At 64.7% G+C, this 20,987-nt stretch carries 19 protein-coding genes and 1 tRNA gene; 14 read left to right on the top strand and 6 right to left on the bottom strand.

The genetic code is table 11. The features are described 5' to 3' along the window. Position 1 precedes the first annotated feature (1 nt). The 13 genes from AC5RUQ_RS11610 (at position 2) to AC5RUQ_RS11550 (ending at position 12,915) form a co-directional block, all read left to right on the top strand. Entirely contained in the window at positions 2–631 is a 630-nt protein-coding gene (locus tag AC5RUQ_RS11610) for a DedA family protein (protein ID WP_163164242.1), read from the top strand. Positions 632–757: 126 nt separating this feature from the next. Next, positions 758–1,486, top strand: a complete 729-nt coding sequence (locus AC5RUQ_RS11605; RefSeq protein ID WP_493947468.1) for a DedA family protein — start codon at positions 758–760, stop codon at positions 1,484–1,486. Positions 1,487–1,525: 39 nt separating this feature from the next. Beyond that, positions 1,526–2,662 carry an adenosine deaminase gene (locus AC5RUQ_RS11600; RefSeq protein WP_163164244.1) on the top strand — a complete coding sequence of 379 codons (1,137 nt, stop codon included), beginning with the start codon at positions 1,526–1,528 and terminating at the stop codon, positions 2,660–2,662. Positions 2,663–2,738: 76 nt separating this feature from the next. Next, positions 2,739–3,356 (top strand): MazG nucleotide pyrophosphohydrolase domain-containing protein, encoded by a 618-nt coding sequence (locus AC5RUQ_RS11595; protein ID WP_493947702.1) that lies wholly within the window; start codon positions 2,739–2,741, stop codon positions 3,354–3,356. Positions 3,357–3,489: 133 nt separating this feature from the next. Next, a complete protein-coding gene (eno, locus tag AC5RUQ_RS11590; RefSeq protein ID WP_163164245.1) occupies positions 3,490–4,770 on the top strand; it encodes a phosphopyruvate hydratase in 1,281 nt (426 codons plus the stop codon). 123 nt (positions 4,771–4,893) lie between these two features. Continuing rightward, complete coding sequence (locus AC5RUQ_RS11585) at positions 4,894–5,595, top strand: FtsB family cell division protein (RefSeq protein ID WP_493947467.1); 702 nt, start codon at positions 4,894–4,896, stop codon at positions 5,593–5,595. A gap of 28 nt (positions 5,596–5,623) precedes the next feature. Then, on the top strand, positions 5,624–6,295 hold the full coding sequence (locus AC5RUQ_RS11580; protein ID WP_493947466.1) for a DUF501 domain-containing protein: 672 nt from the start codon (positions 5,624–5,626) through the stop codon (positions 6,293–6,295). After that, on the top strand, positions 6,292–7,239 hold the full coding sequence (locus AC5RUQ_RS11575) for a Ppx/GppA phosphatase family protein (protein ID WP_493947465.1): 948 nt from the start codon (positions 6,292–6,294) through the stop codon (positions 7,237–7,239). The genes AC5RUQ_RS11580 and AC5RUQ_RS11575 overlap by 4 nt, the downstream gene beginning before the upstream one ends. A gap of 27 nt (positions 7,240–7,266) precedes the next feature. After that, complete coding sequence (locus AC5RUQ_RS11570) at positions 7,267–8,652, top strand: S8 family serine peptidase (RefSeq protein WP_493947464.1); 1,386 nt, start codon at positions 7,267–7,269, stop codon at positions 8,650–8,652. Positions 8,653–8,686: 34 nt separating this feature from the next. Continuing rightward, the gene (locus tag AC5RUQ_RS11565; protein ID WP_493947463.1) at positions 8,687–10,162 is read left to right on the top strand and encodes an NAD(P)/FAD-dependent oxidoreductase; all 1,476 of its coding nucleotides are present in this window, start codon (positions 8,687–8,689) and stop codon (positions 10,160–10,162) included. A gap of 128 nt (positions 10,163–10,290) precedes the next feature. Beyond that, entirely contained in the window at positions 10,291–11,250 is a 960-nt protein-coding gene (locus AC5RUQ_RS11560; RefSeq protein WP_493947462.1) for an N-acetyltransferase, read from the top strand. A 20-nt stretch (positions 11,251–11,270) separates the two neighbouring features. Then, positions 11,271–11,344: transfer RNA gene (locus AC5RUQ_RS11555), tRNA-Leu, on the top strand. Between the two features lie 218 nt (positions 11,345–11,562). Further along, positions 11,563–12,915 (top strand): ABC transporter substrate-binding protein, encoded by a 1,353-nt coding sequence (locus AC5RUQ_RS11550; RefSeq protein WP_493947461.1) that lies wholly within the window; start codon positions 11,563–11,565, stop codon positions 12,913–12,915. Positions 12,916–12,986: 71 nt separating this feature from the next. Here AC5RUQ_RS11550 and AC5RUQ_RS11545 read toward each other — a convergent pair whose 3' ends face one another. From AC5RUQ_RS11545 to AC5RUQ_RS11530, 4 genes are read right to left on the bottom strand one after another with little or no spacing between them, the layout of a single operon-like run. Continuing rightward, entirely contained in the window at positions 12,987–13,760 is a 774-nt protein-coding gene (locus AC5RUQ_RS11545; protein WP_493947460.1) for an ABC transporter ATP-binding protein, read from the bottom strand. After that, positions 13,757–14,851 carry an ABC transporter ATP-binding protein gene (locus tag AC5RUQ_RS11540; RefSeq protein ID WP_493947459.1) on the bottom strand — a complete coding sequence of 365 codons (1,095 nt, stop codon included), beginning with the start codon at positions 14,849–14,851 and terminating at the stop codon, positions 13,757–13,759. Before AC5RUQ_RS11540 ends, AC5RUQ_RS11545 begins: the two co-directional genes overlap by 4 nt. Further along, on the bottom strand, positions 14,848–15,816 hold the full coding sequence (locus AC5RUQ_RS11535) for a branched-chain amino acid ABC transporter permease (protein ID WP_493947458.1): 969 nt from the start codon (positions 15,814–15,816) through the stop codon (positions 14,848–14,850). The genes AC5RUQ_RS11540 and AC5RUQ_RS11535 overlap by 4 nt, the downstream gene beginning before the upstream one ends. Before the next feature lie 9 nt (positions 15,817–15,825). Next, a complete protein-coding gene (locus AC5RUQ_RS11530) occupies positions 15,826–17,121 on the bottom strand; it encodes a branched-chain amino acid ABC transporter permease (RefSeq protein WP_493947457.1) in 1,296 nt (431 codons plus the stop codon). A gap of 487 nt (positions 17,122–17,608) precedes the next feature. Here AC5RUQ_RS11530 and AC5RUQ_RS11525 point away from each other — a divergent pair, with 487 nt between their 5' ends. Continuing rightward, positions 17,609–18,523 (top strand): Bax inhibitor-1/YccA family protein, encoded by a 915-nt coding sequence (locus AC5RUQ_RS11525; RefSeq protein ID WP_493947456.1) that lies wholly within the window; start codon positions 17,609–17,611, stop codon positions 18,521–18,523. Between the two features lie 101 nt (positions 18,524–18,624). Here the strand turns inward: AC5RUQ_RS11525 and galK are convergent, their stop codons facing one another. Together galK and galT are read right to left on the bottom strand one after the other, a co-directional pair. After that, complete coding sequence (galK, locus tag AC5RUQ_RS11520; protein WP_493947455.1) at positions 18,625–19,812, bottom strand: galactokinase; 1,188 nt, start codon at positions 19,810–19,812, stop codon at positions 18,625–18,627. Continuing rightward, positions 19,809–20,969 carry a galactose-1-phosphate uridylyltransferase gene (gene galT / locus AC5RUQ_RS11515; protein ID WP_493947454.1) on the bottom strand — a complete coding sequence of 387 codons (1,161 nt, stop codon included), beginning with the start codon at positions 20,967–20,969 and terminating at the stop codon, positions 19,809–19,811. The genes galK and galT overlap by 4 nt, the downstream gene beginning before the upstream one ends. Positions 20,970–20,987: the final 18 nt, after the last annotated feature.

Raw genomic sequence — 20,987 nt, 5'->3', positions numbered from 1 at the left:
CATGCAGGCCATCAATGACTTCATCCTCGCGGCAGCCGGACAGCCCTGGGTGCTGTTCCTTGTTTTGGCCTGCTGCATCATTGACGGCTTCTTTCCGCCCGTACCGAGTGAATCAGTGGTGGTAGGACTCTCCGCAGTGGCTGCCACCGCGGATGTACCCAACCCCTGGCTCCTGATGCTGGTGGCGGCCCTTGGCGCCTTTACCGGCGACAACATCGCGTACCTGATCGGCCGCAGGGTAGGAACCAACAGGTGGTCGTGGATGCGGGGCCCGCGGATGCAAAGCGCCTTCCGGTGGGCAGGCCGGGAGCTGCGCAAGCGCCCGGCCTCGCTCATCCTCGTGGCGCGGTTCGTCCCGATCGGCCGGGTAGCTGTGAACCTCACGGCCGGGGTCACGCATTATCCGCACCTGCGTTTCGTGGGGCTGACCGTCCTCTCGGCCAGCCTGTGGGCGGCCTACTCGGTGGGAATCGGGCTGTTCTTTGGCCAGTGGTTTGAAGACAACCACCTCCTGGGCGCGGTCATCGCCATCATCTGTGCGGTGGCGCTCGGGATCGTGGTGGACCTCGTCATCAACAGGGTCCGGCGAAAGGCGCCCATGGTGGAACGAATGAAGGAACCGGAAGCGTAGTTCAACCGTTGTTCGGGCAGGCAGGGGCGTAGCGTGTTGCGCCGCGGCCGTGGGACACTTAGGAACGATTTCCGCTTTGGCTGCGTCACTTTTGGCTGGTGCCATTTTGCATAGGAGCAAGACCGCGTGGAGTTTATTAATGAGGCCGTGCTCCATGCAGCGGGTCAGTGGTGGATCTACCCGGTACTGCTGCTGTTCTTCTTTGTGGACGGCTTCGCCATGGTGGTCCCCAGCGAAACCCTCATCGTGGCCCTTGCAGCGTTCTCCCGGCACGGTGGGGAACCCAATCTCTGGATCCTGGGCATCACCGCCCTGATCGGTGCCATCGCCGGGGACAACATGGCTTTTATGCTCGGGCGCCGGATTGGCCTGAACCGGTGGAAATGGATGCGCCGGCCCAAGGTCCAGAAGGCTTTCGGCTGGGCCCGCTATGAACTTGAGAAGCGCGGAGCGGTGCTGATCTTCACTGCCCGCTACATCCCCTGGGGCCGGGTGGCGGTGAACTACGTGGCTGGAAGCACCGGCTTCGCCCACCGCCGGTTCTTCCTGCTGGACGCCTTCGCCTGCATCACGTGGGTGGGGTATTCCATCGGCATCGGACTGCTGGCCAGTTCCTTCCCGTGGCTGCACCACAACCCTTTGCTCAGCGCGGGCATAGCGGTGGTGTTCGCGATTGTGCTCGGCATCCTCATCGACCACCTGCTCCGGTGGTGGCACAAGCACCTTGCCCGCAACGACGCCCAGGAAGTGGATGAGTGGCTCGACGGCGGCCCGGACGGCGCACGGGACAGCCAAACCGGCGGCAACGCCGTCCTGGCCCCCGCTGCCGCGGACGGCAAGCCCGCCGCCACCTAGCCGCTGGCATTGAACTCCTGCCCACCCTAAGGTGGGAACGTGACTGAGCCTATTGTTGACGCTGCCCCTGCCATCGATTTTGACCTGAAGAACCTCCCAAAGGTTTCACTTCACGACCACCTGGACGGAGGACTCCGTCCGGCCACCATCATCGAACTGGCCGAGGCAGTTGGCCACACCCTTCCGTCCACCGATCCGGTGGCGCTGGGCCAATGGTTCCGCGAGTCCGCGGACTCCGGCTCCCTGGTCCGCTACCTTGAGACGTTCGACCACACTGTCGCCGTGATGCAGACCGCCGAAGGCCTCTTCCGCGTCGCGAAGGAATTCGTCGAGGACCTGGCTGACGACGGCGTGGTGTACGGCGAAGTACGGTGGGCGCCCGAGCAGCACCTGCAGAAGGGCCTCACCCTGGACGAAGCCGTGGAGGCAGTGCAGGAGGGCCTCGAGGCCGGCGTCGAAGCCGTAGGGGAGACCGGACGCGAAATCCAGGTGGGCCAGCTCATCACGGCCATGCGCCACGCCGACCGCGGCCAGGAGATCGCCGAACTGGCCGTCCGCCACCGCAACAAGGGCGCCGTAGGATTCGACATCGCCGGAGCCGAAGACGGATTCCTGCCCTCGCGCTTCAGGGAGGCCTTCACCTACCTGGCCCAGAACAACTTCCCGGCAACCGTGCACGCGGGCGAGGCAGCCGGCCTGGAGAGCATCCAGTCAGCCCTGGTGGACGGCCGGGCGCTCCGGCTGGGACACGGCGTCAGGATCGCCGAGGACATCATGGTGGAGTTCGACGACGATGACGAGACCGAGGACACCATCGGACTGGTGACGCTCGGCGACCTCTCCAGCTGGGTCCGCGACCGCGGCATTGCCCTGGAAATCTGCCCATCCTCAAATCTCCAGACCGGTGCGATTGCCGGGTTTGGCGACGGCATCGAAAGCCACCCGCTGGACATGTTGTACCAGCTCGGCTTCAACGTCACCATCAACACCGACAACCGTTTGATGAGCGGTGTCACGCTGACGGACGAGTTCGACCTCCTGGTGGAAACCTTCGACTACGATCTCGATGACCTGCTGGAGCTGACCCTGAACGCCGCCGAGGCATCCTTCCTGCCGCTGGAGGAGAAGGAAGCCCTGGTGGAGTACATCAACGACGCCTACGCGAACCTTGGCTAACGAGCCGGAGGCCGGCAGCTCCCCGGTGGGGGAGCTGCTGGGGATAGTCGCTTCCCTGCGCGAGCACTGCCCCTGGATGGGGGCCCTCACCCACGCGTCGCTGGTGGAGTACCTCCTCGAAGAGGCCTTTGAGGTTGCCGAAACGATCGAGGCCGGAACCGCTGGCGGCACTACGGCTGAAGCAGCCGACGCCGAACTCCGGGGCGAGCTGGGCGACGTCCTGCTCCAGGTGGTGCTGCACGCCCGGCTTGCCGAGGAGCGCGGCGCCTTCACGTTCGACGACGTCGCACGCGGGCTCAGTGCCAAGATGGTCCGCCGGAACCCCCATGTGTTCCGCCCGGACGGCTCCCTGCAGGACAGCTTTCCGGCCACCATTGATGAAATCATCCAGAAGTGGGACGCCGTCAAGCGCGCCGAGCGGCCGGAGCGGCGGGATCCGTTTGAAGGGATCCCCCTGGCCCTCCCGGCGCTGGCCCGGGCCCAGAAATCCCTTGACCGGGCGGCCAGGGCGGGGTTTGAGCCACGTCAACCACCGGCAAACGTTGGCCCCTTCAGGTCGGAAGAAGAACTCGGCGGGCTGCTGCTCGCCGTCGTGCAATCCGCCCAGGCCAGCGGGCTCGACGCCGAGCGTGCCCTGCGCGGCGCGGTCCGTGCCTACCAGCACCGTGTCCCCGAGCAGTACCACCAGAGATAACCGCACCATCATGACGTCCGGGGGCTGGATAGGTTTCCGTAACCCGGACCACTCTCGACTACGCTGGTCCGTGACGAGTACGTCGAGTCTTTCTGCAAGATCCCCCCGTTAATCGCCCATAAGGAGCAAATTCATGGCGCTTATCGATGCCATCCACGCCCGCGAGATCCTCGATTCCCGCGGCAACCCGACCGTAGAAGTTGAAGTACTGCTCTCCGACGGCCAGATCGGCCGCGCTGCAGTTCCCTCCGGCGCTTCCACCGGCGAGCACGAAGCCGTTGAACTGCGTGACGGCGACAAGGGCCGTTACCTCGGCAAGGGTGTCCAGAAGGCTGTTGACGCCATCATCGACCAGATCGCCCCGGCCCTGACCGGCTTCGATGCCACGGACCAGCGCAGCATCGACCAGGCCATGCTGGACCTGGACGGTACGCCGAACAAGGGCAAGCTGGGCGCCAACGCCATCCTGGGCGTTTCGCTGGCCGTTGCGAACGCGGCTGCCGCCTCGGCAGACCTGCCCCTGTACAAGTACCTGGGCGGCCCGAACGCCCACGTCCTGCCGGTTCCGCTGATGAACATCCTCAACGGCGGCTCGCACGCTGATTCCGACGTCGACATCCAGGAATTCATGGTTGTCCCGCTGGGTGCCGAGACCTTCTCCGAGGGCCTGCGCTGGGGCGTCGAGGTTTACCACGCCCTGAAGTCCGTGCTGAAGGAAAAGGGCCTCGCAACCGGCCTCGGCGACGAAGGCGGCTTCGCCCCGAATTTGCCGTCCAACCGTGCAGCATTGGACCTGATCCAGGAAGCCATCAAGAACGCCGGCTACACCCCGGGCAAGGACATCGCGCTGGCCCTGGACGTTGCCTCCTCCGAGTTCTTCACCGACGGTGCTTACCAGTTCGAAGGCAAGTCGCTGACCTCAGCCGAGATGAGCGCGTATTACACCGAACTCGTCGCTGACTACCCGCTGGTCTCCATTGAAGACCCGCTGGACGAAAACGACTGGGACGGCTGGAAGACCCTTACCGACTCCATCGGCGACAAGGTGCAGCTGGTTGGCGATGACCTCTTCGTCACCAACCCCGCCATCCTGCAGCGTGGCATTGACACCAAGACCGCCAACTCGCTGCTGGTCAAGGTCAACCAGATCGGTTCCCTCACCGAGACGCTTGACGCCGTGAGCCTGGCCCAGCGTGCCGGCTACACCACCATCACCTCGCACCGCTCCGGCGAAACCGAGGACACCACCATCGCCGACATCTCGGTGGCTACCAACGCCGGCCAGATCAAGACCGGCGCACCGGCCCGCTCCGAGCGCGTTGCCAAGTACAACCAGCTGCTGCGCATCGAAGAGGAACTCGACGATGCGGCACGCTACGCAGGCCGCAGCGCGTTCCCGCGTTTCAAGGGCTAGTAGCCGCATAAACGGCGAGGCGGTGGCTATGGTTGAAAGACCATAGCCACCGTTGTTGTTTCGGCAATATAGTTCCAGCCCAGCTAGTGGCGGCCCAGGCAGGCTGCGTGTTTCAGGAGTGTCATGGCTACCCGCCGTCCCAAAGTTCCAAAGGTCGCCTCTTCCCGTTCGGACACAACGCGGTCAAGCCAGGAAACGGACGGGGACGCCGCTGTCATCAGGGCGGATTTCGGCTCGGGCAAGGAAAAGCCCGGCACCAACGGGGCGGGCCGGAAAGCTGCCGCGCCGGCGGCGGCCAACGCAGCGGGTGCCCACTCGCCCGGCTCCAGGAACGTCCCTGGGTCGCACGGCGCCACCTCGCCTGCCGGTGCAGGAAAGGGGAGCAGTTCCCAAGGTGCCTCCCCGGCCTGCGCCGGAACCCCCGAAGACCAGCAGCCCGTCCCGGCCAAGGCGTTTTCGGGACGGATGCTCGCGCTGGCGGTGGTCATGATTGCCATCACCATCATGCTGGCCCCCACGGTGAAGATTTTTTTCGACAAAAGGGCAGAGATAGCGGCCCTGAACGCTGACATTGCCGCCCGCGAGGCGGAAGGGGACAGCCTCCGGCAGCAGGTTTCCCGCTGGCAGGATCCCAACTACGTGAAACAGCAGGCCCGCGACCGCATTAACATGGTTATGCCGGGCGAAACCGGCTACTGGGTCTTCGGCAGCGATTTGCCGGCCGGAGAGAGCAGTAGCCAAACCGGCGCAGCAGCACAAGACCCCGCCGATCTGCCGTGGGTGGATTCCCTGTGGGAGTCCATCACGCGCGCGGCCACAGACTGAACCGTAAAAGGAAGGACGGCCCGCGACAGTGGAACCCAACACGGCAGCCGCCCGGGACGACTCCCGCCAACCATCACCGCGAGACCTGGAAGTACTGAGCCGCCAGCTGGGACGGCCGGTCCGTGATGTGGTGGAGATTCCTGCACGCTGCGTCTGCGGCAACCCCCTGGTTGCCGCCACCGCTCCCCGCCTCGGCAACGGAACCCCGTTCCCCACCACCTTCTACCTGACGCATCCGGTCATTACCTCTGCGGTTTCCCGGCTCGAAGCTGCGGGCGTTATGAACGTGATGAACGAGCAACTGTCCAACGACGACGTACTGGCCGCCGCCTACCGCTCCGCGCACAATGCGTACCTAAAGGCACGCTCGGACATTGGTGAACGGTCCGGCATCGGAGCCGTCCCCGAAATCGATGGGATCTCCGCCGGCGGCATGCCCACCCGCGTCAAATGCCTGCACGTCCTGGTAGGGCACTCACTCGCGGCCGGTCCGGGAGTCAATCCGCTGGGGGACCAGGCCATCTCCGCCATCAGTGAGTGGTGGACCGCAGACGCGTGTTACTGCCAAGGCGCATGGGACACCGAGGGTGAAGCTCCGTCCCGGGACCTCAGCCGCCACGGGCCGCAGGGGCTGCCGGACATCGTTGGCCGTCCCGCGCCCGTTCGGAAGGCCTCCGGCACTGCAGAGGCCGGGCAATGACCCGCGTCGCCGCCATTGACTGCGGCACCAACTCCATCCGCCTCCTCATCGCCGATATCGAACGCAGCAACGGGACCACCAGCCTCAGGGACGTGGTGCGCGAGATGCGTGTTGTGCGGCTGGGGCAAGGAGTGGATGCCACCGGCGAACTGGCTCCCGAGGCGCTGGAGCGCACCTTCGCGGCGACTGCTGACTACGCACGCCTGATCCAGGAGCACGGTGCCGGCAAGGTACGTTTCGTTGCCACCTCTGCCAGCCGTGACGCGCGGAACAGGGATGTCTTCGTGGACGGCATCCGGAAGCTCCTGGGCGTGGAACCTGAGGTCATCTCCGGCGACGAGGAAGCCGCGCTGTCTTTCGCCGGCGCGAGCAGCGTCCTGCCCATTTTGGACGGCCAGGAGGTACTGGTAGTTGACCTCGGCGGCGGAAGTACCGAATTCGTCCTGGGCACGGCAGCCGGCGTGACAGCAGCAAAATCAGTGGATATCGGCTGCGTGCGCCTGACCGAACGGCATCTGAGCCAGGACCCGCCCACTCCCGAACAGATAGCCGCCGCGGAAGCTGATGTCGACGCCGCCATCGCCCGCGCCGGACAGGACGTTCCGCTGGAACGCGCCACCGCCGTCGTCGGCGTTGCCGGCTCCATTACCACCATCACTGCCCACGCCCTTCGGCTGACCGAATATTCGCCCAACGCGATCCACGGTACGGAACTGCCCCTCGACACGGTCAGGGCTGCCGGCACCGATCTCCTCACCATGACGCGTTCAGACCGCGCCGCGCTGCCCTACATGCATCCGGGCCGGGTGGATGTCATCGGTGCAGGCGGTTTGGTCTGGCGGCGCATCCTTGAGCGGCTGGCCGGGTTGACCGGCGGGCGCGTTGCAACAGCCACCGCCAGCGAACACGACATTCTCGACGGCATTGCCCTGAGCATCGGCTGACGGCCCATGGAGAAACACACCACTGGGATGAAACCGCTTGGACGGGCCAGCGCAGCACTGCTCGCGCTGGTCCTGGCCGGCGGCTGCCTCGTCACAGGTCTTTTCACCGCCCCGGCAGCCCACGCGGACGAATGGCGCGACAAGCAGTACTGGCTGGGCGAGTCCGGCATCACCAAGGCCTGGGAGGTTTCCAAGGGCGCCGGCGTGAAAGTTGCCGTCATCGACAGCGGCGTGGACGCCCAGCATCCGGATCTTAAGGGAGCAGTTGCCGGCGGCTACGACGCCTCCGGTTCGGGGCAGCCCAACGGCCAAAAAGGCGTGGGCTCCAAGACTGAGCACGGCACGCTTGTGGCCACCATGCTTGCAGGACGGGGCCATCAGCCCGCCGACGCCACTGCCAGTCCAACACCCGGCCCCGCAGCCCTTCCCCCCGACGGAATCATAGGCGTGGCCCCGGAGGCCCAGATCCTAGCGGTCTCCACCTGGCTGGGCTCAACGAATCCCTCAGGTAAAAGCGACCAGGACCAGATTCCCGAGGCTGTCCGCTGGGCGGTGGACAACGGTGCCAAGGTCATCAATATTTCCCTGGGCAGCACCACGCCACAATGGCCGCAAAGCTGGGACGCCGCCTTTCTCTACGCGGAGCAAAAAGACGTCGTGATCGTGGCCGCGGCCGGAAACCGGGTGGGTGGCAACATGCAGGTGGGCGCTCCTGCCACCATTCCCGGCGTCCTCACCGTCGCCGGCCTGGACCGCAAGGGCGCAGCCAGCGTTGACGCGTCCTCCCAGGGAATCAGCATCGGGGTTGCGGCGCCCGCGGAAAACCTGCTGGGCGGTGTGCCAGGTGGCAGCTACGCGGAATGGGCAGGCACTTCGGGGGCGACGCCGATTGTCTCCGGCGTTGCGGCGCTGATCCGCTCCAAGTGGCCGGAAATGTCCGCGAAGCAGGTCATCAACAGGATTGTTACAACGGCAAAGGACGCCGGAGCACCCGGCAAAGACCCCCTGTACGGCTTCGGTGTGCTCGATGCCGAGGCCGCTTTGAAGGGCAACGTTCCCGAGGCCAGTGCCAACCCGCTTGGCTCCATTGCGGAATGGATCCGCGTTCACCGGCGGGGCAACCTCGCCACCCCAGCCCCGCTGCCTACGTCGGAAATTCCCAGCGCCGTGCCTACCCTGCCGGAGGCCACCGTGCCCGCGGCCGAGCCGCCGTCGCAGCGGGACATCGCCCTCGGCGCCGCCGTCGTGATCGGGTTCAGCCTGTTGTTCGTGGCGATCATCGCGGCAGCCGTCATTCAACTCCGGCGGGCGGCGAGGCGGCCGGGAGCAGTGGCGGATGAGCTCGACACCGGCGTGATGGACAGCATCGAATCCGGCCGGAAACCTGAGGCGGGAAGCCTGTCCGGCAGTTAGTGAAGATTTTCACAAACTGCTGTATCCTTAAACTATGGCAACCACCCCAGAGCTCCAGGACCGTCCCAGGGTACTCGTCGTCGGCGGCGGGTACGTCGGCCTGTACGTAGCACTCAAACTGCAGAAGAAGATCGCGAATGCCGGTGGCATCGTCACCCTCGTGGATCCACTGCCCTACATGACCTACCAGCCGTTCCTGCCCGAGGTGGCCGGCGGCAACATCGAGGCGCGCCACGCTGTGGTCTCCCACCGCCAGCACCTCAAGCAGACCGAACTGATCCAGGGCCGCGTGACCTCGATCGACCACGCCAACCGCACGGCTGTGGTGGCTCCCGCCGACGGCGGCGCACACTTCGAGGTTCCCTACTTCGACGTTGTGATGGCCGCAGGTGCCATCACCCGCACGTTCCCCATCAAGGGCCTCGCGGACAAGGGCATCGGCCTGAAGACCATCGAGGAAGCTGTAGCCCTCCGCAACAAGGTCCTGGAGCGCCTCGAAGTTGCCTCCACCATGACCGACCCCGCTGCGCGTGCCAAGGCCCTCACCTTCGTTGTGGTGGGCGGCGGGTTTGCCGGCATCGAATGCATCACAGAGATGGAGGACCTTGCCCGGGCCGCCGTCAAAAACAACCCACGCATCAAGCAGGAGGAAGTGCGCTTCGTCCTGGTTGAAGCCATGGGCCGGATCATGCCGGAAGTCACCGCCAAGCAGGCGGAATGGGTTGTGGAGCACCTCCGCAGCCGCGGCATCGAGGTACTCCTCAACACGTCCCTGGACAACGCTGAGGGTAGCCTCAAGCTCATCAACCTCCCGGACAAGACCCCCGCGCAGGAGTTCGAAACGGACACCCTCGTATGGACCGCCGGCGTGCAGGCCAGCCCCATGGTCCGGTCCACCGACTTCCCGCTCGAGCCGCGCGGGCGCGTCCGCGTCCTGCCGGACCTCCGGGTTGCCGGCGATGAAGGCATCATCGACAACGCCTGGGCAGCCGGCGACGTCGCCGCCGTTCCCGACCTCACCGGCAAGGGCCTCCCGGACGGTACCTGCGTCCCCAACGCCCAGCACGCGCTCCGCCAGGCGAAGCGCCTCGCCAAGAACCTTTGGGCCTCGCGCTGGGACAAGCCGCTGAAGGACTACAAGCACAAGAACCTGGGCGCTGTTGCCGGCTTCGGTGAGTGGAAGGGCGTTGCCAACATCAACCTGGTGGGCAGCATCGGCCTCAAGGGCGGACTCGCCTGGCTCGCGCACCGCGGCTACCACGGCATGGCCATGCCCACGTTCGAGCGCAAGTTCCGGGTGATCTTCAACTGGATCATCAGCTTCTTCGCCGGCCGCGACACCACGCAGCTGATGGACCTGGACAACCCGCGCGGCGCCTTCGTCGCTGCCGCTACCCCGGCTCCCAAGCCGGCCGCCGCGCCCGTTGCTGACGCCCCTGCCCCTGTGGCCGGCGGTTCCGGTTCCACTGCGGTGGACTCCAAGGAATCGGTTACGGCCAACGCCAAATAGGCCGGCCCAGCTTTTATGCCCGACGGCGGCTGTCCCTTCCGGGGATGGCCGCCGTTTGCGTTTGCCCGGCAGCCTGATAGCGGCCGCTTACCCGGCGGCCGGCTGCCGCGCCTTCTAGACTGGGCAGCATGACTGGCGAGAAGAACCTTCAGGCCCTGTTGGCAGGGATGCACCCGGTGCGGCGGCCGGGCGAATACGTTTACGTCCTGTGGCCCCATGGACGGCCGCTGGCGCCCGGCATCGAAGCGGCGGTCAGGGAAGCAGAGGGCCTCACGGTGGTCCTGCCCCGTGCCGAGGCCGACAAGGAAGGGCTGTCCTACGACTTCGTCGCCGCGTGGATCACGTTGCAGATCCACTCGGCACTGGAAGCCGTCGGATTGACTGCCGCCGTCAGCAAGGCCCTCACGGATGCCAGGATCAGCTGCAACGTCCTGGCCGGGTTCCATCACGACCACCTGCTCGTACCGGTGGCCGACGCCGGACGCGCCCTTGGGGTGCTGGCTGAGCTCTCCGGGCGGGGGCAGGTTCAGGATAATGGGCAGCTGCCCCGGCCCAAGCTAGTGCTGCGTGACGAGACTCCAGCCGACCGGAACGCGATCCTCGCCCTGACAGCCGACGCCTTCGCCATCTCGCCGGCCACCGGGCTCCCGGCGGACGGGGAACCAGTTGAAGTCAACGTGCTCCGGGAGCTCTTTGACGCCGAGGAGTACCTCCCCGGGTTCAGCGTGGTCGCGGTCCTCGACGGCCAGGTGGTGGGGCACGTGATCAGCACCCGCGGGTGGGTGGGGGACCAGGAACTTTTGGGCCTGGGCCCTCTTGGAGTCACGCCGCGGCTCCAAAGGCAGGGCATCGGTTCTGCCCTGATGAAAGAGAGCATTGAGAGGGCCAACGCTGCAGGGGAGATCGGCATCGCGCTGCTGGGCAGCCCCGACTACTACTCCCGCTTCGGGTTCGTCCCGGCCGCCACCATGGGTGTGCTCCCGCCGGAGGAGGCGTGGGGCGATTATTTCCAGCTTCTGCCGCTCGCCCTGTGGCATGGCGGGGTCCGGGGGACCTTCCGGTATGCCGAACCGTTCACGCGCCTCTGACGGGATACCATTGAGCCGATGCCCCAGTAGCCCAATTGGCAGAGGCAGCGGACTTAAAATCCGCGTGTTGTGGGTTCGAGTCCCACCTGGGGTACCTGGCAGAACCTGGCGGCGAGCGCCGGGTGACAGAGGAAGCCGTCCGCAGCGCGGGCGGCTTCCGGCATTTAATTCCACATATGCAACGACTGTTATAAGGATGTGACCTCAGTCACTTATCTTCGCCCGGGATATGCACTAGCTTGAAGCTAAATCAGGAACACCTGATTTTTCGTGTCAAAGGCCGTTCGCACCTTTAGATCGAGGAGCTCGTAAATGACTTTATTCCCCCAGGCGGGAACCCGCGTTGCCAAGCTGACAGTGCTTGGCATCGGCGTCGCCTTTATGGCAACGGCTTGCGGCGGTTCGTCCACACCCACGGCGTCCGAAACCGCCACCGGCTCAGCGGCAGGAATTGCCTGCCCTGCCCCCGGCTCCACCGGCGGAAGCACCGCCCAGCCCACTGGTGCAGGCGGCGCGGTCCCACCGTCCAAGGGCACAACCGAGACTCCGCTGAAGCTCGGCTCCCTCCTGCCCACCACCGGTTCGCTGGCGTACCTCGGCCCGCCGGAAATCGCCGGTGTTAACCTCGGCGTCAAGGAAGTCAACGACGCCGGCGGCGTCCTCGGTAAGCCTGTTGAAGTGGTACACCGCGACTCGGGTGACACCAAGACGGACATCGCAACGCAGTCCACAGCAGCTTTGCTCGGCCAGGGCGTCAACGCCATCATCGGTGCAGCCTCCTCAGGCGTGTCCAAGACGGTCATCAACCAGATCACGGGCGCCAACGTGCTCCAGTTCTCTCCCGCCAACACCTCACCGGACTTCACCACGTGGGATGACAAGGGCCTCTACTGGCGCACAGCGCCCTCCGACGTTCTCCAGGGCAAGGTCCTGGGCAACTACATGGCCACTTGTGGAGCCCAAACGGTCGGCATGATCGTCCTGAATGACGCCTACGGCACAGGGCTGGCGACCAACATCAAGGCAGCGTTTGAGTCAGCCGGTGGCAAGGTCGTAGCCGAGGAGCTCTTCAACGAGGGCGATACCCAGTTCAGCAGCCAGGTGGATAAGGTCATCGCAGCCAAGCCCGATGCCATCGCCCTGATCACTTTCGACCAGGCCAAGAGCATCGTTCCGCTGATGACCGGCAAGGGCGTAAAGCCCACCCAGATGTTCCTGGTGGACGGCAACACCTCGGATTACAGCAAGGACTTCCAGCCCGGCACCATGCTTGGAGCCCACGGCACCTTCCCGGGAACCTTTGCCAACGAATCCTTCACCAAGAAGCTTCTTGAAGTGGACCCCGCCCTGAAGGACTTCACCTACGGTGGTGAATCCTACGATGCCGTGAACCTGATCGCGCTGGCGGCTGAGGCTGCCGGCAGCACCAGCGGCCCTGAAATCGCCAAGCAGCTCAAGGGTGTCTCGGAGTCCGGTGAGAAGTGCACCAACTTCCCCTCCTGCGTTACCCTGCTGCGCGAGGGCAAGGACATCGATTACGACGGCCAGTCCGGCCCCGTGACGTTCTCTGACGCCGGTGACCCGACCGAGGCCTACATCGGCATCTACGAGTACACCAACGACAACAAGCTCAAGCCACTCCAGTCGGAGTTCGGCAAGCTGTAACACCGCTCCCGATACACCAAAGAGCCCCTGTCCAACCGGACAGGGGCTCTTTGTATGTCGCCTTTTGTTGTCTACTCGACGGTATCGGCCAGCGTGCCAAGATACAGCTGAATGACCTTGGGGTCTTTCATGAGTTCGCGACCGGTGCCGGTGTAGGCATCCCTACCCTGGTCCAGGACATAGCCGCGGTCGCAGATCTGGAGGCACCGCCGGGCGTTCTGTTCCACCATGATTACCGAGACGCCGGCGCGGTTGATCTCGTGGACACGCAGGAAGGTTTCGTCCTGCTTGACGGGGGAAAGGCCGGCGGACGGCTCGTCGAGCAGCAGCACCGCCGGATCCATCATCAGTGCCCTGCCCATGGCCACCATCTGGCGCTCGCCGCCTGAAAGGGAGCCGGCGCGCTGGGCGCGGCGCTTGCCGAGTTCAGGAAACAGGCCGGTGACGAAGTCGAACCGCTCCGCGAAGTCCTTGGGCCGCTGGAACATGCCCATCTGCAGGTTTTCCTCGATGGTCAGGGTGGCGAACACGTTGTTGGTTTGCGGAACGAATCCCACGCCCCGGGATACGAGTTTGTTCGCCTTCAGCCCGGTGATGTCCTGCCCCCGCACAATCATTGTTCCGGAATGGACCTTAACGAGGCCGAACATCGCTTTCAGCAGTGTTGACTTGCCGGCTCCGTTGGGCCCGATGATGCCGATCAGCTCGCCTTTGCGGGCCTCGATGCTGCAGCCGTTCAGGATGTTGACCCCGGGAAGGTATCCGGCCACGAGGTCAGTGACCTTAACAACCGAGTCGCTGTCGCTGACTGGCTGTGCGGCGGGTGCCGTGCTGGTGCTGCTCATTGAGTGTCCTTCTCTGTGCTGCCGGTCTCCGTGCTTCCGTGGCGGCCACGGGGTTGATCGCGCTGTGGCCCGCCGTCGTCGCCGCGGGCGGGTTCGCCGCCCTCTGCGGCCACTACGTCCACCGCGATGATGCCCGCATTTTCTGTTCCGACGATGGATTCCTCGTCAGCCACAAGTTCTGCTGCCAGCTCCTTGATGCCCTCGGAGTCTCCAAGGTCAACGTCGTGGTGGGCGCCCAGATAAGCGTCGATGACTGCGGGGTTCTTCATAACCTCTCCGGGAGGACCTTCCGCAACCACCTTTCCCTCAGCCATGACCACTACCCAGTCGGCGATGTGCCGGACCATGTGCATGTCGTGTTCGACGAAGAGGACCGTCATGCCTTCGGCTTTGAGGTTCTTGATGTGGTCCAGCAGGGATTGCGTCAGCGCGGGGTTCACGCCTGCCATGGGCTCATCAAGCATCACAAGCTTGGGCCGGACCATGAGGGAGCGTGCCATCTCCAGGAGCTTGCGCTGCCCGCCTGAAAGGGAAGCCGCGTAGTCGTCCTTTTTGGCGTCGAGCTTGAACTTCTCCAGCAGGACATCTGCTTCAGCGGTAATTTGCTTTTCCCTGCCTCCCCAGATGCCCTTGAACAGGGCCTTCGCGAGGCTCTCACCGGGCTGGTTTGCCGCGCCGAGGCGCATGTTCTCCATCACCGTGAGCTTGCCCATCACCTTGGTGAGCTGGAACGTGCGCACCATTCCCATCCGCGCCACCTTGTAGGGGGATACCCCGGCCAGGCTCTGGCCTTCGAACTGCCATTTGCCGCTGTTGGGCGTATCAAAACCTGTCAGCAGATTGAAGAGGGTGGTTTTGCCGGCCCCGTTGGGGCCAATGAGTGCAGTGATCTTGTGGCGGGGGATCTCGAGGTACGCAACGTCCACCGCATTGATGCCGCCGAAGCTTCGGGTGACGTTTTCGGCCACGACGATAGGGTCCCGCTTCTTGCACCCCGGGGCGGTTTCGCCGGCAGCTATGGGACGGGTGTCCGTCATGTAGTCCGGTTCCCCGGACCGTGGGGTGGTGATTTCTTCACTGTGCTTGCTCATGCGAACGCCAGCTCCTTCTTGTTTCCGAAGACGCCCTGCGGCCTGAAAATCATCAGCAGCATGAGGGCGACGCCAACCAGGATGTAGCGCAGCTGCCCGGCCTGGACCGTGTTAAGCCACGTAATGGCGCCTGATTCGATCAGGCCATAGAGGATCCCCTGGGTCAAGGAGAGGACCACCCAGAAGATCATGGCGCCGATGACCGGTCCGAGGACCGTGGCCATGCCACCGAGCAGGAGGCAGGTATAGAGGAAGAACGTAAGTTCCGTTCCGTAGTTTGCCGGCTGCACCGCTCCACGGGGAAGGGTGAAGACCATGCCGGCGAGGGCGCCCAGTATGCCGCCGATGATAAGGGCCTGCATCTTGTAGGCGTAGACGTTCTTGCCCAGCGAGCGTACGGCGTTCTCGTCTTCGCGGATGCCTTTAAGCACCCGGCCCCAAGGGCTGCGCATCAGCAGCCACACGAGCGTGCAGCAGATGATCACCAGGGCCCATCCCACCACGCGGATGAAGAAGTCTCGGTTGTTCATGCCGAAATAGGAGCCTTCAGGGAACGGGTTCATGGAGTAGAACCCGCCTTCGAAGGCCGCCAGGCCGTTGGCCGATCCGGTGACCGAGGTGAGCTGGTTGGTGGTGACGATGTACCGCACGATCTCGGCCGCCGCAATGGTGACAATGGCCAGGTAGTCGGCGCGGAGCCGCAGGGTGGGGATGCCAAGCAGCAGCGCAAAAATTGCCGAGGCAATAACGGCAATCAGCAGTCCCACGAAGAACGGGACGCCGAAGCTGAGGGTGGAGATGGCGAAGCCGTAGGCGCCCACGGCCATGAAGCCCGCTTGGCCGAAGTTGAGCAGCCCTGAGTACCCGAAATGTACCGCGAGGCCCAGTGCAGCCAAGGCGTAGGCGGCCGTCGTCGGGCTGAAAATCTCAGTGGCGGCACTGGCAAGAATGAATCCAAAGTCCATGGCTGTCTCCTAACCCACGCGCTCGCGTCGGCCCAGGATTCCCTGCGGCCGGAACAAGAGGACAACGATCATGATGAACAGGGCTCCCACGTATTTGAGGTCGGCAGCGAGGCCGAACACGGTGGTCAGCTCCACAAAGATGCCGACGATGATTGATCCGATCAGGGCGCCGAACACCGTGCCGAGCCCCCCGAGGGTTACGCCGGCAAAGATCAGCAGCAGGATTGCGGAGCCCATGTCGAAGGTGACGCCTGGACGGTAATAGGCCCAGAGGATGCCACCGAGCGACGCCAGCATGCCACCGGTGATCCAGACCAGCCGGATCACACCGTCGACGTCGATTCCAGACGCCGCAGCGAGGGCGGGGTTATCCGCCACTGCGCGGGTGGCTTTGCCCAGCCGGGTTTTCAGCAGCACGATGCCGATCAGGGCGATGACCACGGCACTGATGCCCAGGGACCAGAGGTTGTTGGGTGAGATGGATACCGGGCCGAGCTGGATCTCAGGGCTTTGGGCGAACGGCAACTGTTGGGTGGCGCCGCCAAAGAAGAACTGGATGACATACCGGACGGCAAGGGCAAGGCCAATGCTGACGATCATCATGGGCACCAGGCTGGTGCCGCGGCGCCGCAGGGGCCGCCACAGCCCCCTGTCCTGGACGTAGCCGAACAACCCGCCGCCGAGCAGGGAGAGGATGATGGCCAGCCAGAAGGGAAGCCCGATGGCATTGAAGGCAAACACCAGTACTGCGCCGAGGGTGACCATCTCGCCGTGGGCGAAGTTGGTCAGTCCCGTAGTACCGAAGATGAGCGAGAGGCCTACGGACGCCAGCGCCAGCAGCAGCCCAAAACTCAATCCGGCCACGAGCCGGTTGAGCAGGTTTTGGCCGAAGTCCTGCTCCTGGACCACAATGCCTTTGCCGAAGGCGAAGATGACCGACAGATTGGACGTCTGGCTGAACGTGACGTCGCGGGGATTCTCCTGGCCCTCGGCCAGGGTAATGCCCTCAGGCAGGGTCGATTCGTCCAGCTCCACCGTGTAGGTCCCCTGCTCGGGCACCCCAATGCTCCAGGACCCGTTGGCGGACGACTTGGCGGTACCGGTGAAGTCGCCGCTCTTGGCGGTGATGGTCACGTCCGCCAGTGGTGCACGGGTATCGTCGCGGAGGAATCCGCTGATGTTGTTCTGGAAGGTTTGGTTCGACGGGGATGGTGTCGGTGAGGGGGAAGCGGCCTGGGATGCCGGGGCCGCCACGAGGAGGATTGCCAGGATGGAGGCGCTGATGGCTCCCAATAGTCTTAGCAACCCGCGGCGTCCTCCGGCCGGCAGGCCTTGGGATGTACTTCTCAAATTGAAAACCTCCACTTGGGGGGCGGTCTCGGCTGCGCCAATGCAACCGCTGCGAACGGATGCAGGGCTGGGATGATGCCATAACGCCCTGCACCCGTCACGCATGTGAGTTCCGTCACCCTGCTTGGCTTATGCTACAGCGCGGAAGAACCTATAAATGCCCTGATTGGAGGCGTCAGCATAGCGATCAGGTAACAACTGCGCTGTACCGTGGGCCCGAAGCGGTGGGAGAGCATGAGGAAACCTTTGTTGAGCCACGGTGCTTCCCGGGCGGCTCGACCCCCCGGTGACCTCCGGTCACCCAGCCATCGTTCGGTTTCAGCACGTCACGGTTGGGTTGCACCCGCAGCAGCAGGGAACTTTTAGCAGTGCCGCGACGTGAAAATTGGTAGCGTAAACCATAAGGTTCACAAACACATCCCATCAATGGAGGAATCCCGCAATGGCACTTGGCGGCAACCCGATCTTCAACGGAAAGAACTTCCGTGGAGCCACCCAGGCACCGCCTGTCCCGCAGGCTCCCTATGGCCAGGCTCCTTACGGCCAGCAGCCGTATGGCCAGGCTCCCTACGGCCAGGCCCCCTACGGCCAGCAGGGCTACGGACAGCAGCCCATGACCGACGCGCAGCTGCAGCAGATGTACAACCAGCCTGCGGCGGGTCCGGCTGACACCGGCCGGATGACGTTCGACGACGTCATCGTGAAAACGGCGGCCTGCCTTGGCGTCGTGGTGGCCGGTGCCGCCGTCACCATGTTCGTCAGCATGGGGCTCGCAGCGCTGCTGATGATTGTCGGCGCCCTCGGCGGCTTCGTCCTGGCACTGGTCAACACTTTCAAGAAGCAGCCTTCGCCGGCCCTCATCCTGGCTTACGCTGGACTGGAAGGCCTCTTCCTCGGCGGCCTGACCCGTATCCTCGATGCGCAGTTCCCGGGCGTTGGCCTGCAGGCCGTGATCGGCACCCTGTCCGTGTTCGCCGTGACCCTCGTTCTGTTCAAGAGCGGCAAGGTCCGCGCCACGCCGAAGGCCATGCGGTTCTTTATGATCGCTGTCATCGGCTACGCGGTCTTTGCGCTGATCAACATGGTGATGATGTGGACCGGCGCGGTCCAGTCGCCTTTCGGCCTGCGTACCGAGATCGAAATCTTCGGCATTCCGCTGGGTGTTTTCATCGGCCTGCTCGCCATCGGCCTGGCAGCCTTCTCGCTGATCATGGACTTCACCAGCATCGAAGCGGGCGTCCGCAGCGGCGCTCCGCAGCGCTTCTCCTGGACGGCGGCCTTCGGCCTCACCGTCACCCTTGTGTGGCTGTACGTGGAAATCATCCGCCTGCTCGCCATCCTGCGCGGGGACGACTAACCCGCACACCGGCGTCCCGCCGTCGGACGCCTCCTGCTGTAAAACCGCAAAAGTTTTGAGGGCCCCACCGGAAGGTGGGGCCCTCAGCCGTTGTTTCGGACCTAGGCGATCCGCGTGGCGCCGGCCGCCGGCGTCACCGTGAAGATGTCAGGTGCGGTGAAGCCGGCGCCGGCGAAAGCCTGGACGACGGCGTCGCGCACCTTTTGCTCCGAACCGACCGGAGTGAGCGCAATGGCGGCGCCGCCAAAGCCACCGCCGGTCATCCGCGCGCCAATGGCTCCGTTGGCGCGCGAAGCCTCCACGGCCAGGTCCAGCTCGGGGCAGGAGATCTCAAAGTCGTCGCGCATGGAGGCGTGGCTCGCGTCCAGGAGGGGGCCGATCGCTGCCGGCCCCTGGCCCGCGAGAAGGTCCACAGTCTGCAGGACGCGGTCATTCTCGGTCACCACGTGGCGCACCCGGCGGAACGTCACTTCATCCAGGAGCCCGGCGGCTTCCTCAAGGTCGGCTACCTGCACATCACGCAGTGCCTTCACTCCCAAAACCTCAGCCCCCAGCTCGCACGATGCCCGGCGCGAAGCGTAGCCGCCGTCCGCATGCGAATGCGACACTTTGGTATCGATGACCAGCATCACCAGGTCTGCCGATTCCGTCTCAAACGGAACCAGGCTGACGTGCTGGTCCCTGCAGTCCAGGAACACGGCGTGGCCTTTTGACCCACGCAACGAGGCGGACTGGTCCATGATTCCCGTGGGCGCACCCACGAATTCATTTTCGGCCTGCTGTGTGGCAAGGACCATGTCCTCGGCTGCCAGCCCTGCGCCGGTCAGTTCGTTCAACGCGGAGATGACGGCGCACTCGATGGCGTGGGAGGAGGAGAGCCCAGCGCCCAGCGGGACGTTCGAGTCCAGCAGCAGGTCAACGCCCGGAACATCAATGCCCCGCTGCTGGAGCGCCCACATGACGCCCAGCGGATATTTGGTCCAGCCCTTGGCTGAACCAGGCTGCAGGGAATCCAGCGACGTGGTCACCACGCCCTGGTCGCCGTAGGTGGACAGGAGCCGCACGGTGTTGTCAGGGCGAACGGCCACTGCCACGCGGGCTGTCCGGTCGATGGCGAAGGGCAGGACGAAACCCTCGTTGTAGTCTGTGTGTTCCCCGATAAGGTTCACCCGCCCCGGCGCCTGCCAGACTCCAGTCGCAACCCCGCCGAACTCCCGGGTAAACCGGGCGGCGAGGCCTTCGAGAGCAGTGCTTTCCGGTGCGGTCAGCGGGTCAGATGCGGCACTCAAGCAGGGGCTCCTTCGGGCAGGGCTGCCCGAAGGGCAGCCGGGGACGGTGTTGAAGCTGGAACGGTGACATTGCGCAGGCGCTCCGCCACACTTTCCGGGGTGGTGTCATTGATAAAGGCTCCCATGGCGGCCTCCGACCCCGCGAGGAACTTCAGCTTGTCGGCGGCACGCCGCGGCGAAGTCAGCTGGAGGTGGAGGTAGCTTGCGGGACGCAGCAGTGCGTCCAGCGGGGCCTGGTGCCATGCGGAGATGTACGGCGTGGGTGTGGGGTAGAGGGCATCCAACCGCTTGAGCAGATTAAGGTAGACGTGCGCCAGTTCGTCCTTTTCCTCCCCGCTCAGCGCCGCCAGGTCGGGAACCTGGCGGTGGGGAACCAAATGGATCTCGAGCGGCCAGCGTGCCGCAAACGGGACGTAGGCGCTGAAGTTTTCGCCTTCCATGACCATCCTGCTGCCGTCCTCACGTTCCGAGCGCAGCAGCGAGCCGGTGAGAGTCTCACGGCCGCCCGCCGCGTCGTAGAACTTCCGGGCAGCGGCGCCCAGGACGCCAGCGCGCGGCGTCACGTAGGGGTAGGCATAGATCTGGCCGTGGGGATGGTGGAGAGTGACGCCGATATCCGCGCCACGGTTTTCGAAAGGGAAAACCTGTTTGATACCCGGAAGGGCGCTCAGGGCCGCCGTGCGCTGCGCCAATGCCTCGATCACTGTGCGCGAGCGGGCTTCACCCAGGCCGCTGAAGGACCCGGTGTGTGCCGGGGTGAACGCCACCACTTCGCAGCGGCCGAAAGCCGGGCCCGTTGTTCCCCAGGCCGCTTCCGCGGGAACGGTGCCGAGCGCCGGACCGAGGGACGGAAAGCGGTTTTCGAACACGACGACATCGTAGTCGTCAGCCGGTATCTCCGATGGGTTGTTGGCGGTCGTGGGGCAGATCGGGCATTGGTCTGCGGGCGGCAGGTGGGTGCGGCTTTGGCGGTGGGCTGCTACAGCCACCCATTCATCGGTGAGGGCATCGAAGCGGACTTCACCCGGTTCGCCCCTGGGAGGCAGGGCGCGGTGGTCAGTGGTGGTGTCCGCGGTCCGCGCTTTGGGTGTATGGGCGTCGTCAAAATAGATCAGTTCCCTGCCGTCGGAGAGCCTGGTACTGGTAATTCCCGTCATGAAACCCGTCCTGTTGGT

Source organism: Arthrobacter sp. MDT2-3 (genome assembly GCF_059090465.1).
Note: the sequence above shows the minus strand (reverse complement) of the source record. Positions and strands in the feature narration are given on the sequence as shown.

Bases quoted from the DNA above. Each gene is read 5' to 3' on its own strand.
- AC5RUQ_RS11585 (WP_493947467.1), top strand. From the start codon at position 4,894: ATGGCTACCCGCCGTCCCAAAGTTCCAAAGGTCGCCTCTTCCCGTTCG.
- AC5RUQ_RS11560 (WP_493947462.1), top strand. From the start codon at position 10,291: ATGACTGGCGAGAAGAACCTTCAGGCCCTGTTGGCAGGGATGCACCCG.
- AC5RUQ_RS11570 (WP_493947464.1), top strand. From the start codon at position 7,267: ATGAAACCGCTTGGACGGGCCAGCGCAGCACTGCTCGCGCTGGTCCTG.
- AC5RUQ_RS11525 (WP_493947456.1), top strand. From the start codon at position 17,609: ATGGCACTTGGCGGCAACCCGATCTTCAACGGAAAGAACTTCCGTGGA.
- AC5RUQ_RS11565 (WP_493947463.1), top strand. From the start codon at position 8,687: ATGGCAACCACCCCAGAGCTCCAGGACCGTCCCAGGGTACTCGTCGTC.
- AC5RUQ_RS11545 (WP_493947460.1), bottom strand. From the start codon at position 13,760: ATGAGCAGCACCAGCACGGCACCCGCCGCACAGCCAGTCAGCGACAGC.
- AC5RUQ_RS11610 (WP_163164242.1), top strand. From the start codon at position 2: ATGCAGGCCATCAATGACTTCATCCTCGCGGCAGCCGGACAGCCCTGG.
- galT (WP_493947454.1), bottom strand. From the start codon at position 20,969: ATGACGGGAATTACCAGTACCAGGCTCTCCGACGGCAGGGAACTGATC.
- AC5RUQ_RS11595 (WP_493947702.1), top strand. From the start codon at position 2,739: ATGGGGGCCCTCACCCACGCGTCGCTGGTGGAGTACCTCCTCGAAGAG.
- AC5RUQ_RS11550 (WP_493947461.1), top strand. From the start codon at position 11,563: ATGACTTTATTCCCCCAGGCGGGAACCCGCGTTGCCAAGCTGACAGTG.
- eno (WP_163164245.1), top strand. From the start codon at position 3,490: ATGGCGCTTATCGATGCCATCCACGCCCGCGAGATCCTCGATTCCCGC.
- AC5RUQ_RS11575 (WP_493947465.1), top strand. From the start codon at position 6,292: ATGACCCGCGTCGCCGCCATTGACTGCGGCACCAACTCCATCCGCCTC.
- AC5RUQ_RS11540 (WP_493947459.1), bottom strand. From the start codon at position 14,851: ATGAGCAAGCACAGTGAAGAAATCACCACCCCACGGTCCGGGGAACCG.
- AC5RUQ_RS11535 (WP_493947458.1), bottom strand. From the start codon at position 15,816: ATGGACTTTGGATTCATTCTTGCCAGTGCCGCCACTGAGATTTTCAGC.